Annotated in this window: 14 protein-coding genes; 9 read left to right on the forward strand and 5 right to left on the reverse strand. The window is 41.7% G+C overall.

All coding sequences use genetic code 11. The features are described from left to right. The first annotated feature begins 2 nt into the window (after positions 1-2). The 7 genes from R2Q78_RS06640 (at position 3) to R2Q78_RS06670 (ending at position 6,899) form a co-directional block, all read left to right on the forward strand. Complete coding sequence (locus R2Q78_RS06640; RefSeq protein ID WP_316790104.1) at positions 3-683, forward strand: glucosaminidase domain-containing protein; 681 nt, start codon at positions 3-5, stop codon at positions 681-683. Further along, positions 683-1,594: a glucosaminidase domain-containing protein gene (locus R2Q78_RS06645; RefSeq protein WP_316790106.1), complete on the forward strand. Its 912-nt coding sequence runs from the start codon at positions 683-685 to the stop codon at positions 1,592-1,594. The genes R2Q78_RS06640 and R2Q78_RS06645 overlap by 1 nt, the downstream gene beginning before the upstream one ends. Before the next feature lie 92 nt (positions 1,595-1,686). Then, a complete protein-coding gene (locus R2Q78_RS06650; protein WP_316790108.1) occupies positions 1,687-2,397 on the forward strand; it encodes a hypothetical protein in 711 nt (236 codons plus the stop codon). Further along, a complete protein-coding gene (locus tag R2Q78_RS06655) occupies positions 2,394-2,729 on the forward strand; it encodes a hypothetical protein (RefSeq protein ID WP_316790110.1) in 336 nt (111 codons plus the stop codon). The genes R2Q78_RS06650 and R2Q78_RS06655 overlap by 4 nt, the downstream gene beginning before the upstream one ends. A gap of 72 nt (positions 2,730-2,801) precedes the next feature. Further along, positions 2,802-3,830: a DUF3078 domain-containing protein gene (locus tag R2Q78_RS06660; protein ID WP_316790112.1), complete on the forward strand. Its 1,029-nt coding sequence runs from the start codon at positions 2,802-2,804 to the stop codon at positions 3,828-3,830. A gap of 115 nt (positions 3,831-3,945) precedes the next feature. Continuing rightward, a complete protein-coding gene (gene ffh / locus R2Q78_RS06665; RefSeq protein WP_316790114.1) occupies positions 3,946-5,286 on the forward strand; it encodes a signal recognition particle protein in 1,341 nt (446 codons plus the stop codon). Positions 5,287-5,360: 74 nt separating this feature from the next. After that, positions 5,361-6,899 (forward strand): YifB family Mg chelatase-like AAA ATPase, encoded by a 1,539-nt coding sequence (locus R2Q78_RS06670; RefSeq protein ID WP_316790116.1) that lies wholly within the window; start codon positions 5,361-5,363, stop codon positions 6,897-6,899. A gap of 3 nt (positions 6,900-6,902) precedes the next feature. Here the strand turns inward: R2Q78_RS06670 and R2Q78_RS06675 are convergent, their stop codons facing one another. The 5 genes from R2Q78_RS06675 to htpG form a co-directional block, all read right to left on the reverse strand. Next, positions 6,903-7,166: a hypothetical protein gene (locus R2Q78_RS06675; protein WP_316790118.1), complete on the reverse strand. Its 264-nt coding sequence runs from the start codon at positions 7,164-7,166 to the stop codon at positions 6,903-6,905. A gap of 37 nt (positions 7,167-7,203) precedes the next feature. Continuing rightward, entirely contained in the window at positions 7,204-8,436 is a 1,233-nt protein-coding gene (locus R2Q78_RS06680; protein ID WP_316790119.1) for a hypothetical protein, read from the reverse strand. After that, positions 8,423-8,992 (reverse strand): RNA polymerase sigma factor, encoded by a 570-nt coding sequence (locus tag R2Q78_RS06685; RefSeq protein WP_316790120.1) that lies wholly within the window; start codon positions 8,990-8,992, stop codon positions 8,423-8,425. The genes R2Q78_RS06680 and R2Q78_RS06685 overlap by 14 nt, the downstream gene beginning before the upstream one ends. A gap of 58 nt (positions 8,993-9,050) precedes the next feature. Continuing rightward, complete coding sequence (locus R2Q78_RS06690) at positions 9,051-9,737, reverse strand: DUF4397 domain-containing protein (protein ID WP_316790121.1); 687 nt, start codon at positions 9,735-9,737, stop codon at positions 9,051-9,053. Between the two features lie 173 nt (positions 9,738-9,910). Next, on the reverse strand, positions 9,911-11,800 hold the full coding sequence (htpG, locus tag R2Q78_RS06695; RefSeq protein ID WP_410478480.1) for a molecular chaperone HtpG: 1,890 nt from the start codon (positions 11,798-11,800) through the stop codon (positions 9,911-9,913). A gap of 141 nt (positions 11,801-11,941) precedes the next feature. Here htpG and R2Q78_RS06700 point away from each other — a divergent pair, with 141 nt between their 5' ends. Further along, a complete protein-coding gene (locus tag R2Q78_RS06700; RefSeq protein WP_316790122.1) occupies positions 11,942-12,922 on the forward strand; it encodes a DUF2157 domain-containing protein in 981 nt (326 codons plus the stop codon). Next, positions 12,919-14,085 (forward strand): hypothetical protein, encoded by a 1,167-nt coding sequence (locus R2Q78_RS06705; RefSeq protein WP_316790124.1) that lies wholly within the window; start codon positions 12,919-12,921, stop codon positions 14,083-14,085. Before R2Q78_RS06700 ends, R2Q78_RS06705 begins: the two co-directional genes overlap by 4 nt. Positions 14,086-14,109: the final 24 nt, after the last annotated feature.

Here is a 14,109-nt window from a genome sequence, read left to right on the forward strand (position 1 = left end):
GCATGGTAAAAACGATACTGTCTGCCTGGCTCGGTATAATGTTGCTTTCTTTTGGCACCAAAGCACAAACGACAACAGACTACATTAGTGAATATGCCAGCTATGCACAAACGCTGATGCATGAGTATAAAATACCTGCCAGCGTAATCCTGGCGGTTGCCATTCACGAATCGGCCTCCGGAACGAGTAAGATCGCCCGTTATCTGAACAACCATTTCGGCATTAAAGGCCCCAACAGCAATACAGAAATCCGGTCTTCTTACCGGGATTATCCTACCGTTAACGAGTCTTACGATCACTTTCTGGATTTTCTTAAAAGCCGGGCATCATTCAGTCCGCTTTTTGAAAAATACGATCAGTATGATTATAAAAACTGGGCCAGGGGCATACAGCGCGGCGGGTATGCACACAGCAGAACCTGGGCTTCGCAAATTATCGCGATCATCAAAAGAAATGAGCTTTTCCAGTACGATGAACGGCCTGATGATTATATAGAGACTGTGATACCGGCGGTGAAGTCAACGAAAAAGACGGCATCCTCAAAAAGAAAAACATATACCGTAAAAAGTGGCGACAACCTGAGTACCATTGCCAAAAACAAAGGAACAACTGCTGCTGCTTTAATGAAGAAAAACGGGCTGAAAAGCGCTGCGCTGAAGCCCGGTCAAAAAATAAAAATCTAATGAACAAGAAATTACTTAGCCTTGCAATTATAGCCATACTTTTCTCTGCCTGTAAAACCAAAAAGTACAGCAGAAATAACAAGCAGATAGAAAAAGCAGCCAACAAAGTCAATCCTGATTTTAAATCGCAGACTACGCTGAGCTATATTGCCTCTTTTAAGGATGTAGCGATAGAGGAAATGAACAGGTACGGCATCCCGGCGAGTATTACGCTTGCCCAGGGAATCATTGAATCGGGCAGCGGCAACAGCAGTCTGGCTAGGTATGCAAACAATCATTTTGGCATTAAATGTACCTCCGACTGGAAAGGAAAGGGATATTACAAAGATGACGACAAAGCAGACGATTGTTTCCGGGTATATAAAGATGCGAGAGAATCTTACAAAGACCACTCTGAATTTTTAAAGCGCAAGCGCTATAGCGCATTGTTTGAGCTGGATAAAAATGATTATAAGAACTGGGCTCTTGGATTAAAACAGGCCGGATATGCTACCAATCCCAAATACCCGGACCTGCTGATCAACGTGATCGACAAATATGAGCTTTATCAATATGATCAGGGTGAGTCTGAAAATGAGAAACTGAAGCGTGAAGACAGAGTCTTTACAGAGATCAATGCAAACATTCCTAAGGAACAAAAGAAATTTACACCGGTAGCAACCCCTCCTTCCAAGCAAGTAGTAAAAACTCCGGATACGTTGAGAATCCCGGCACCGGACTTGAATAAAACGCCTGTTGCTGATTCTTCGGCTACGCCTATATTTAAACCGAGTTCTTATACAGTGAAGCAGGGAGACACGCTTTACAACATCTCCAAAAGGTTCAACATTTCTGTCGACGAGCTCAAGTCACTAAATAACATTACGGATACTGGCATCAAAATTGGTCAAAAACTCATCTTAGTTAAATAATGTTAATGTATATTAACCACGTATAGTTATCTTGTAGTTTTGTATCTCCAATGAGATTTTTTAGCCTTGTAATACTCCTTTACTGCTTTTCTTTGAATCTGTTCGCTCAAAGCGGAACAGTACAGGGTTTTGTGGTGGATAAAGATTCCAAGCTGCGCCTTGCTAAAGTTTACATGTACAATGCCAGCAAAGACGAGGGAATATACAACACGCCCAAAGGTGAGTTTGCGTTGAAAGCATCCGTAGGGGATACGCTTTTTGCAATTCTACAGGGATATGCAGTAGATACCCTGGTTTATAAAGGCCAGAAGTCTGTTTATTTTCAATTGAAATCCCTGGGCATCAACCTCCGTGAGGTTTCCATCACCGGAAAAAAAATGACGCCTAAAGAGCAGTTCGACAAGACCTTTAAAGAATATAAATATGCACTGGATAAGGGTAAGGCCAAGGATTTGCTGAATCTCGGTCTGGGAGGAGCCGGTCTGGGGATAGATGCCATATACAACTTACTGAGCAGGGAAGGGAAAAACGCCCGGCGTCTGCAAAAGATCCTGGAGCGCGATTATCGTGAAGCGATTATAGACTATCGTTTCAAACCGGACTACGTGAAAAAAGTTCTACAGATCGGTGATTATGAGGCGGAAGATTTCATGAGCCAGTATCGTCCTTCCTACGAATTTACTTTGTCGGCTTCCGACTATGCCTTTGTCGTATTTCTTAAAAATAGCTATGCGAGCTATAAGCGGAACCCTGAAGCTTTCAGGCTGCCTCCACTGCCCAAGATAAATATTGAAACCTTTTGAGGCCTTTGTTTCTGATATTCCCTAAGCTCCCTGCAAGCGGGATGGCAATATTTCCTTTTATATTGATAAAGGAACGTCGTTTTAAGTTGGATCCGATATTGGTAAATCATGAGCGTATTCATTTCAGACAGCAACTGGAACTGCTTATTCTGCCTTTTTTTCTGCTTTACTTTGTACACTACCTAATCAACCTGCTGCGGTACAAAAATCACTACCTCGCCTATTTTAACATCTGCTTTGAAAGGGAGGCCTATATCCATGACCGAAATCTTGCTTATCTGACTGAAAGAAAGCTGTTTTCCTGGGTTCGTTTTCTTGGGAAAAAAGACTAATTGCCTGTTGCTTTTGTAATTAGTTTACCAATAAACTTTTAATAAGTCACATTTTTGTTTTTCTTTGTAATAATGAAGAGTTTTAATATCTGCCTCTTATTACTGTTTATCTCCTCATCAAGCCTGTTTGCTCAGGAAATTGATACGGTTCCCATCAACACAAAAGGACTGGAGATCAAGCTGAAACGTAGTCCCCTACCGGCAAGGACAGGAGCACTCGTGTTTAAACCGGTGCAAATTGCACCTGTTGTGGTTTCCGAGAAAGTGAATTACTGGAAAACATCGACCTCGATTGGGATTGATGTGAATCAGGGTGCATTTTCAAACAACTGGAAAGGTGGTGGAGTGAATTCCATGGCTGTTGGTGGACTGGTAAACTATAAAGCTGCCTATAGTAAAGACAGTTATAGCTATACCACAGAGTTAAGGATGGAATACGGTAAGATCAAAAACAAAGATCAGTTGCAAAAGAAAACCAAGGACAGGATTTTCTGGGATAATAAGGCCAACCTCCAACTTTCTAAAAGCTGGTTCTTCTTCGGATCTGTGACTTTTGAAACTCAGTTCGACAATGGTTTTGCCTACTACCGGGATAAAGACAACAATGAACAGAAACAACTGATCTCGAAGTTTTTCTCGCCCGGCTATATCACAGAATCTATAGGTTTTGAATACAAACCGGTGAGTTATTTTTCGACGCGTTTAGGTACGGGAACAGCGAAACAAACGTTCATATCCAGTATGGATGACCTCATCGACGCTGAACTCGCAAGAAACCCGACCAGTAAGAAAGCCGACTACTACGGTGTCCCTTCAACCAAAAAATTTAGAAATGAGCTGGCCTTCCAGGTGACCAGTACTTTTGGTGAGAAACAGATTTTCACGAATGTGTTCCTCTATGCCAGGTACAATATGTTTATTCCTTACGACAGGAAATTGGAACACATAGACCACCGCCTTGATGTGACATTAAAATCACGCATAAACAAGTTTATGAACGTGACAATCAATGGAGTAGGGTTGTTTGACAAAGATTCCGACAAGGAAGTACAGGCAAGCCAGAATCTTTCATTAGGATTTGGCTTTACCTTCCCAAGATAAAGCAATATTTAATAGCGGCCGATTTGGCTGATTACTATAAAATATTAGCTTTGCTTTCCCTCAAAATTAATAACTTTGGGGCTCACAAAAATTTGAACACTAAGCATTAAAGAAAATGTTTGAGAATTTACAGGATAAGTTAGACCGTGCATTTAAAGTTTTAAAAGGACAAGGAAGCATTACAGAGATCAACGTGGCCGAAACCATGAAAGAAATCCGTAAGGCTTTACTGGATGCCGACGTAAATTATAAAACAGCAAAAAGTTTTACAGATGAGGTTAAGGAAAAGGCTTTAGGTTTAAATGTACTTACGGCGGTTTCTCCGGGTCAGTTGCTGACCAAGGTGATGAACGATGAGCTTACTGCCCTGATGGGTGGCGAGGTTACGGAGCTTGACCTTAAAAATAATCCTACTATCATATTAATCGCTGGTCTGAACGGTGCGGGTAAAACCACATTTACCGGAAAGCTGGCCAACTTCCTGAAAAGTAAAGGTAAAAAACCTTTGCTGATTGCGGGTGACGTGTACCGTCCGGCGGCGGTAGACCAATTGCAGATCTTAGGAGAGCAGATTGGCATACCTGTATATACCAACAGAGACTCAAAAGATCCGGTAGGCATTGCCATGGAAGGTATTGCTGAGGGTAAAAAACAAAACAATAATGTAATCATTATAGATACGGCAGGTCGTCTGGCTATTGATGAGCAGATGATGAACGAGATCGCTGCCGTAAAAGACAACACTAAACCGCACGAAATCCTGTTTGTTGTTGATGCCATGACCGGGCAGGATGCGGTTAACACAGCAAAAGCATTTAACGACAGGCTGGACTTTACCGGGGTTGTATTGACCAAATTAGATGGTGATACACGTGGTGGTGCGGCTTTGTCTATCAAATCTGTTGTAAACAAGCCGATCAAATTCATTGGTACCGGTGAGAAGATGGATGCCCTGGATGTGTTCTATCCTGAAAGGATGGCTTCACGTATTTTGGGGATGGGTGACGTGGTTTCCCTTGTTGAGCGTGCACAACAGCAGTTCGACGAGAAAGAAGCTGCAGAACTTCAGAAAAAAATCCGCAAGAACAAATTTGACTTCAATGACTTCTATAACCAGATTCAGCAGATCAAGAAAATGGGTAACATGAAGGATCTGATGGGTATGATTCCCGGTGTCGGTAAAATGATGAAAAACGTGGACATTGAGGATGATGCTTTTAAAAGTGTGGAGGCGGTAATCCAGTCGATGACTAAGTTTGAGCGTGAGAACCCGGATAGCATTCAGCAAAGCAGACGTTTGCGTATTGCCAAAGGATCGGGAACTTCTATAGAAGAGGTGACCAAACTGATCAAGCAATTTGAAGACATGCGCAAGGTGATGAAACAATTCTCGAATCCTGCAGCTGCAGCTAAGATGATGAGAAACATGCCTAAAATGCCTCAGGGAAGAATGTAATAAATAAACATTTACTTTTTCAACCACTCTCGTTTTTATCTGCAGAATTTAGCGTGTACCATCACTCTTAATTTATGTTGATTAAAACGTATGGAAGTGCTGTTTTCGGAGTAAATGCACTCACCATAACTATTGAAGTAAGCATCAGCGCAGGAACGAGATACCATATTGTTGGCCTGCCTGATAATGCGATTAAAGAAAGTTTGAGGAGGATAGAAAGTGCGATCCAGTCTGCCGGGCTAAAAATGCCTAGGCAAAAGATTGTCATCAATCTCGCCCCCGCAGATATCCGGAAAGAAGGTTCTTCTTATGATCTCCCTATTGCTATTGGCATTTTGGCGGCTTCAGGGCAACTGGAAGCCGACAAGATCGGAGACTTCTTCATCATGGGCGAACTGTCCTTAGACGGTGGTTTGCAACCCATCAAAGGCGCCCTGCCTATTTCCATACAGGCCAGACAAGCGGGTTTTAAGGGGTTCATTCTGCCAAGGGATAATTCAAGGGAAGCTGCGATTGTAAATGACCTTACTATTTATGGAATGCGTAACCTCAGCGACGTGATTGGCTTTTTCAATGGCACTGAACAACCGGTTCCCGTGATCGTAAATACAAGAGACGAATTCTTCAATAAAGTCAGCAGCTATGCGCATGATTTCTCTGATGTAAAAGGTCAGGAGAACATAAAGCGCGCGCTGGAAATAGCCGCAGCAGGCGGGCATAATTTAATATTGATCGGTCCGCCGGGAGCAGGAAAAACCATGCTGGCGAAAAGACTACCTACTATTCTGCCTCCTTTGAGTCTTCAGGAAGCATTGGAGACCACCAAAATACATTCGGTAGCAGGAAAGCTAAATGCTGCGGATTCATTGATGACAGAAAGGCCATACAGGAGTCCTCACCATACGATTTCAGACATCGCTCTTGTCGGTGGAGGTGCCAATCCGCAGCCCGGAGAAATCTCTCTTGCGCACAATGGTATCCTCTTTCTGGATGAGCTCCCTGAATTTAAACGCAGTGTACTGGAAGTAATGAGGCAGCCGCTGGAGGATAGAAATGTGGTGATCTCCCGCTCGAAGATCAGTGTAGAGTACCCCGCGAGTTTTATGCTTATCGCATCGATGAACCCATGTCCATGCGGATTTTTTAATCATCCGGAAAAAGAGTGTACCTGTGCGCCGGGGGTGGTTCAAAAATACCTCAGCAAAATTTCTGGGCCACTGTTAGACCGGATAGACCTGCATGTTGAGGTAACCCCCGTAGATTTTGACGAGCTTACTTCTGCAATTGAGACAGAGAAAAGCAGTTTCATCAGGGAAAGGGTGATCAGCGCCAGGCAAGTTCAGACAGAAAGGTTTCATGCGGACCAATCTATACATTACAATGCGCAGATGAGTCCAAATATGGTGCGCAACATTTGTAAGATTGAAGAATCCGGACAGGTGTTGATTAAGAATGCGATGGAAAAGCTGGGATTATCTGCCAGGGCATATGACCGGATTCTGAAAGTATCGAGAACCATTGCCGACCTCGCTGGAAGTAAAAATATCGCTTTGGAGCATCTGGCTGAAGCAATACATTACCGGAGTCTCGACCGCAGCAGCTGGTCTGGCTAAAGTTTAATCCTCGTACAGGTCATCCTCCTCCTCTTCTTCCTCTTCAGGGACATAGGTTAGGATGGCTGCGCCTATGCTATTGATTTCATCGTCGGTTTCAAATATTGGAGTTGCTGTTTCTGCATCCAGTTTTAACCATTGGGTATCTGTGTCTTTTTGAATGTGAACGTATTCTTTTCCTTCTTTGAAAATCACATAAGTATCATTTCCTTCGGGAAAGACTGCATAGTCAATATTTCCTATAGTAATGTCGAATGGTTGTTGCATTGTAGTATCTATTTATTTCGGTCTGCAATTTGCAGATTTAAAAATCAAATTTCAACCTTACGCCAGTACCAAGCATTCTTAAATTTTCTTTTGTCACCTCTTTCATCGGCAATTTCATGAAAGGCTCAATGGAGACTGAGTTATTTTTGGAGATTTTTTGCTTGTATCCTATAGAGAAATTATAAAAGCCAAGGTATCTTCCGTTCTTAATTTCAGCTTCGACAGGGGCTTCTTCCACTACTTTTTCGCTTACGGCATACGCTTCAGAACGGGCAGAGCCATCAGCGGCAACATATGAATTCTGAACAATTTTGTCTTCGAGATAAGTATTGTTTCTTTTTTGATCCAATACAGCAAAGGCAGAAACACCAACATTCGCATATACATTCTTGCTCAGGTGGTATTTAATTTCCAATGGGATATCGATACCGATTAGTTTGGCTTCGGTAGACTGTATGTCTTTTGTTTTGGCTATGCCCATTGATACCGGACCAGATATGTCTTTTGATGCTGCCATCTCATTATAGGCAATACCAGAACTCAGAGATATCTTATCTGAAAGCGCATAAGCCATGCTTACACCATATCCCATATGGAGCTTTTTGGTGTTACCAAAAGATGGAGCCACCATAACTCCCATCTCCCATTTTGCATTTCTTTTGCTCAGATCTTTTGGACTATTGTTAGCCGAAGCAATTGCTCCCTGCTTTAAAAAGGGGTCAGCTGAATTATTTTTAGGTTTTACTTGAGTATCGTCCTTTATTGGCCCGGCAGCTACAGGGTCATTGTTTACAGGCTGGTTCACAGGTTTATTAACCGCAAGGGCAGATGCAGGGTCAACGTTAGAGATAGATATAGGGTATGCAGCGGCTGAATTATTTTCCGCTTTAGTTATTGAAACCCGGCTCACTTTTGCAGGCCCGCTAACAATGATGTCTGCTTGCTGTGCTTTCGTTCCTTTAGTCTCGATAGGATTTTCAATTCTTTTTACTGCTGGAGGTATTTTTACAATAGCTGTTGTACCATTCTTTTTCCCCTGTTCATGGTCAGGATTTTTATTTACAAACAAAAACAGTCCGGCGCAGATCAGCAATACTGCAGCAGCACCACTTAAGCTCCAGAGCCACAGTAACGGTCTTTTCCGATCTTCTTCCTTATTAAATTTCTCCCATGCACCGGTAACATAAGCCTCCTCATGTCCGGCAAGACTTTGCCTGATGTGAGCAATCAGCTCATCCTCAGATGGGTCCATATGTTCAGTTGGCTGCATATGTGTTGGTTAAAGTTTTTGAATACAATTCTCTTAATTTATTTTTTGCCCTTGTCAGGTATACCCTGCTTGAGCTTTCTGGTATATTCAACATTTTTGATATCTCATCATGAGAAAATCCCTCGATTTCATACATGTTGAATATTAATTTATGTGTTTCAGGCAATGCCTCCAATAATCTTAAAATATCCTGTACATTGAGTTGGGAAATGGCATTTACATTGGTTAAAGGTTGCTGATCCTCTGAAATATCGTCTACAGAGGTATACACCTTTCTTGTCCTTAAAAAATCTATAGCAGTGCGCGATGAAATTCTTGCAATCCAGCCTTTGAAAGCCCTTTGCAGTTCAGTATTATCCTTTGGAGCATTAAACTGGGCAATGCCCTTAAATATCTTGATAAAGCTGTCATTTACCAGCTCTTCGGAGTCATTCCGGTCATTTACATAACGCAAAATTACGCCCATTAAATAGCCATAAAATGATTTATAGACCATTTCTTTACTCTTATTCTCATTTCTTAAACATCCCGCTATAGCGTCATCAAGTTTAATCATTCCTTCTTACTGCAAGAATAAAGGCCGGTTCATCCAAACAGAACCGGCCCGGGTTGTGCTACAGTTTGTGCTCTGAAACAACAACGCCAATTTTAGTATCATCCGTTGCAGCAACTAAGCCTTTTACCCAGATGGTATAAATTTTACCTGATTCTATTTTAACGTCCGCAATTGATGTTGCCAGTGCACCTCCGGTTGTATTTTTAACATTGAAAGTCACTTTGTCTGCTGCATCAATTGTTTCAAAGGTACTATACTCTTTAAATAACTTGTTAGTAAATAGGTCAGTATCTTTTCCTGCAATACTTAAGTTCAGTGCCGGGGCATCCGGGCTCAAGTTGATAAAACGTACTCTGGCTTTACTTGCGGCAGGTTTTGTAAGGTCATCTTTTACCAATAGGAATTTCACGGCATCAAATTTATCTGCAACAAAAAGAGAATATCCTGTTTGAGGCTCAAATGACAGTTTTTCAGTTAATACACTGGCATCATTGCCTTTTTTCTTGATGGTTACCTGTCTCTCTCCTGAGTATACGTTCAGGTATTCTATTTTATTACCAAATGCAAAATCAGCTTGATTGGCCTTGTTGGTACCAACATAAAAATCCAGTTTTTCAGTTGTTGGTGAAGCATGGTAAACACTTACTCCTGAGATCGGTTGAGGCGTATAATTATCGTCATCTTTTGAACATGATGCAAGTGCCATTGATAGCGTAACGGCGGCAATTAAAGTCTTAATTTTCATGATAATCTTATTTGTACTTTTTTTAAAGGTTATGAAACAATAGGTTAATGGCCATTAACTCTTTTTTCCTTTAAACGACATAAGATTTGAAAACGCTACAACCAAATGCAAATAAAACGGAAAGGGGGCTGATCGTTATACGATCAGCCCCCTTTCCGTGATTTAAGATCTACTTAGATCAACTCAACGCTTCTGCTGACAAATGCGGTAAGTTCCGCTCCTGTCAGCATGCCTTGAGCAAGCAAAGCAAGATCAACTGCTTGTTTTGCCAATAAGGCCTGATCCTCCGATTTATCTGAGGCCAGGATCTTTCCAATCAGCTTATGATTTCCGTTGATCGCTACTTTATAGCTATCGGGCATATTGCCATAAAAGCCCATGCCTCCGCCCATTGCGGCCATGTCTTTCATGCGGCGCATAAACTCATCCATGGTCACAGTAACAGGCAGTTCTTCAGGGTTCAGTCCAACGATCTCTACGCTGTAACCTGGCTTAGTAATCGCTTTTTCAAAGATTTCCTTCACCTGCTTAGACTGATCTTCAGAAAGCACAGATTCATGGTTTTCATCTTTATCGATCAGTTGACTTGCCACGCTTGAATCCACTCGTTTTAACGAGGTTTTTTCCAGTTTTTGCTCCAGCTGACTTACGAAATGATTGTCAATCGGAGAATTCATTAACAATACGTCGTAATCTTTCTTATTGGCCGACTGTATAAAGCTGTCTTGTTTCGCAGGATCATTGGCATAAATATATACCAGCTGTCCATTTTTATCCGTTTGAATATCTTTTACCTTGTCGCGGTATTCGTCCAGCGTATAATGCTCCTCTTTAGTATTGGTAAGCAGGGCGAAATCTTTAGCTTTGTCATAGAATTTCTCTTCACTCACCATTCCATATTTTACAAACAGACCGATGTCAGCCCATTTGTCTTCATAGCTTTTACGGTCTTTGTTAAATAATTCCTGCAATTTATCTGCAACCTTCTTGGTGATGTAGCTGTTGATTTTTTTCACGTTGCTATCAGCCTGAAGGAAACTTCTCGAAACGTTCAACGGGATATCCGGTGAGTCAATCACACCGTGCAATAACATTAAAAACTCCGGCACGATGTCCTTTACCTCATCTGTAATGAAGACCTGGCGTGAGAACAATTTGATTTTGTTACGCTGGAATTCATAATCGTTTTTAAGCTTAGGGAAATATAAAACCCCGGTCAGGTTAAATGGATAATCTACATTCAGATGGATCCAGAATAAAGGATCTTCTGAAAAAGGATATAATTGCTTATAGAATGAAAGATAATCTTCATCTGACAAATCTGCAGGCGCTTTTGTCCAGATGGGGTTGGTGGTATTGATGATGTTATCAACCTCAACGCTTTTGGTTTTAGGTTTTCCTTCTTCATCCTCCCCATCAGGCTCCTGCTCAGTTTTGGTTCCAAACTTAATTGGCACCGGTAAAAATTTACCATATTTATCCAGAATTTCTTCCAGTTTATTTTTTTCCAGGAATTCCTCAGACTCCCCATTGATGTGTAAAATAATATCCGTTCCGCGTGTGGTTTTGTTGCCGGCAGTAATTTCAAATGAAGTACTTCCGTCACATACCCAACGTGCCGGTTCTGCACCATCCTGGTAAGATAATGTCTGGATCTCTACAAGATCAGCCACCATAAAGGCCGAATAAAAGCCCAAACCGAACTTTCCGATGATTTCATTGGCATCTTTGGCATCTTTGAATTTCTCTACAAATTCGCTTGCTCCTGAGAAGGCGACCTGATTGATGTATTTTTTAATCTCCTCTGCAGTCATGCCCAAACCATTGTCGCTAATGGTAATCGTTTTGGCTTCTTTGTCAACCGCAACTTCAACTAATGGATTGCCCAACTCTCCGCTGTATTGTCCAAGTGCCGCAAGGCGTTTAATTTTTTGTACCGCATCAACGGCATTGGAAACGAGCTCTCTTAAAAAGATCTCATTGTCTGAATACAGGAATTTCTTGATGATTGGGAAAATGTTCTCCGTGTGAATGGATATGGTTCCTTTTTCTTCTATGCTCATATGTTAACTCATTTTTAAGTACATAGCCAAGCTATCAATGCCCATTCCAAATTGTTTTTGTTGTCAAATTGACAGACATGCAGATTTCTCCGTCTTCTTTTGTATACTTGAGTTATCCTATGATTAAAACGCAATCCAACTATGAATACGCAATACAGCAAAAGGCTGCTGGATGAAGGCCTCATCACTCCGGAATCTTACGAAAAGATAAGGCAAAAACAGGCAAACCTTTTGTTTTCCGTACACTGGGAGATAAAGACGGTTTTGTACCTTGGTGTAATGCTGCTCAGCACTGGCCTTGGAATTCTGATTTATAAGAACATAGATACCATTGGGCACCAGGTTATCCTGTTGATGATCGCAGCGATTTCTGCCGGATGTTTTTTTTATTGTTTTAAACACAAAAAGCCTTTCAGCAAAGCGCAGGTAAAATCTCCGGGATCGCTTTTTGATTATATTCTGTTATTGGGTTGCCTGAGCTTTTTAAGCTTCCTTGGATATCTACAAGCCCAGTACGGTGTCTTCGGACAGAATTATGGTCTGGCGACTTTTATTCCTATGCTGGTGCTGTTTTATGTCGCTTATGATTACGACCATCTGGGGATTTTGAGTCTGGCGATTACCAACCTTGCTTTGTGGCTGGGCGTGACCGTAACCCCTTTTTACCTGCTTTATAAAAATGATTTCGATAGTGAAAGGCTTATCTATACTTATTTTGGTATCGGTCTCCTGCTAATTGCCGCAGCTCATTTTTCTGAAAAATTTGCCGTTAAAAGACACTTTAGATTTACTTATTTACATTTTGGAGTACATATGGCCTTTATCTCATTGTTATCCGGCTACTTCTACAAATACGAACAGCCCTTTTCAATAGGTTGGCTTTTCACGCTGTTCATCCTTGCCTTTTACTGCTATACAGATGCAATGAAGCATAAATCTTTTTACTTTATCCTCCTGATTGTACTCTATAGCTATATCGCACTGAGTGCGCTGGTGGTACGTGGTTTAATAACCCTGGATAATGAGGGTGCCCTTTATATTACCTTCCTCTATTTTATTGTTTCAGCGATCGGAATGGTGCTGGTATTGATCAACCTCAACAAAAAACTCAAGGCAAAATGATCGCTTATCGTAAAAACTGGCTATATAACTTACTGGTTCAGGAGCAGGTTGAAAAAGAGTACAGATCGGGTAATTTAACTGATGGGGAGCTGAAAAATGTTATGGAAAGGTATCCGGTTGGGTTTTATAGCCCCAATGTTTTTATCCGTGTAGGGCTGTTTCTCTTAACATGTATTATCATTTCTTTTGCATTTGGATTAGTTACCCTGATCCTCATAGATACCAAGCTAATTGTAAAGCCCGGATATTTCCTATTTCTAGGTATCATGGCTTACATTGCACTTGAGTTTGTCATTAAAAACATGAACCACTTTAGATCAGGTGTAGACGATGCCCTGATCTGGATATCTTCAGGATTGATCTTATCTGCCTTTTATCTGTATACAGATGCAGGCAATATGGCGCAGCAGGACCTGGCCATAGCGGGGTTTATGGTTCTTCTTGGTTGCTATTTCAGTCTCCGTTTTGCAGATGTATTAATGACTGCGGCTACATTTCTGTCGTTCATTGCCTTTATATTTATCCTGTGGAACCAGGTTCCGGGATGGGGACTGGCCACAATGCCTTTTTTAATGATGGCGATAACCGCGGGAAGCTATCTGTTGTGTCGCTTGGGCAGGCATAAAGCAGTAACCGTTCATTATTCCAATTGTCTGATGGCGCTGCAGGTACTAAGTTTACTCGTGTTGTACCTGGCGGGAAATTACTTTGTAGTGCAAACACTTGGCAGTGATGTTGCCTCTGAAAAAACGCCAGGGGTTCCTTTCGCTCCTTTCTTCTGGACATGGACCATTGTTATGCCTTTTGTATACATCGGCGCAGGGATTAAAAAGAAGGATGTAATACTACTCAGAACTGGATTGCTTCTGGTGGCCGCAGCAGCATTCACCTTCCGAAACTACTATCACCTAATGCCAATAGAAGCCACGCTGACCCTTGTTGGTGCGGCCTTATTATTGGCTGCTTATGGCATTATGAAGTATTTAAAGACGCCAAAGCATGGTTTTACCTATGAAATCGTTGACGAAGAGAATATAATGGATAAACTGAAAATAGAATCGCTGATTGTCTCTGAAACATTTTCCGGAACAACAGCGCCAGCCGAGGGGACTCGTTTTGGTGGCGGCGATTTTGGCGGCGGTGGTGCCAGCAGCAATTTTTAAATACACATATACACGCTAATTTTA

The organism is Pedobacter frigoris (genome assembly GCF_032678645.1).
Classification (GTDB): domain Bacteria; phylum Bacteroidota; class Bacteroidia; order Sphingobacteriales; family Sphingobacteriaceae; genus Pedobacter; species Pedobacter frigoris_A.

Excerpts from the sequence above, each read along its gene's own strand:
- R2Q78_RS06685 (WP_316790120.1), bottom strand. The coding sequence starts at position 8,992 with ATGATTAAACTTGATGACGCTATAGCGGGATGTTTAAGAAATGAGAAT.
- R2Q78_RS06700 (WP_316790122.1), top strand. The coding sequence starts at position 11,942 with ATGAATACGCAATACAGCAAAAGGCTGCTGGATGAAGGCCTCATCACT.
- R2Q78_RS06675 (WP_316790118.1), bottom strand. The coding sequence starts at position 7,166 with ATGCAACAACCATTCGACATTACTATAGGAAATATTGACTATGCAGTC.
- R2Q78_RS06680 (WP_316790119.1), bottom strand. The coding sequence starts at position 8,436 with ATGCAGCCAACTGAACATATGGACCCATCTGAGGATGAGCTGATTGCT.
- ffh (WP_316790114.1), top strand. The coding sequence starts at position 3,946 with ATGTTTGAGAATTTACAGGATAAGTTAGACCGTGCATTTAAAGTTTTA.
- R2Q78_RS06660 (WP_316790112.1), top strand. The coding sequence starts at position 2,802 with ATGAAGAGTTTTAATATCTGCCTCTTATTACTGTTTATCTCCTCATCA.
- R2Q78_RS06690 (WP_316790121.1), bottom strand. The coding sequence starts at position 9,737 with ATGAAAATTAAGACTTTAATTGCCGCCGTTACGCTATCAATGGCACTT.
- R2Q78_RS06670 (WP_316790116.1), top strand. The coding sequence starts at position 5,361 with ATGTTGATTAAAACGTATGGAAGTGCTGTTTTCGGAGTAAATGCACTC.
- htpG (WP_410478480.1), bottom strand. The coding sequence starts at position 11,800 with ATGAGCATAGAAGAAAAAGGAACCATATCCATTCACACGGAGAACATT.
- R2Q78_RS06640 (WP_316790104.1), top strand. The coding sequence starts at position 3 with ATGGTAAAAACGATACTGTCTGCCTGGCTCGGTATAATGTTGCTTTCT.
- R2Q78_RS06645 (WP_316790106.1), top strand. The coding sequence starts at position 683 with ATGAACAAGAAATTACTTAGCCTTGCAATTATAGCCATACTTTTCTCT.
- R2Q78_RS06705 (WP_316790124.1), top strand. The coding sequence starts at position 12,919 with ATGATCGCTTATCGTAAAAACTGGCTATATAACTTACTGGTTCAGGAG.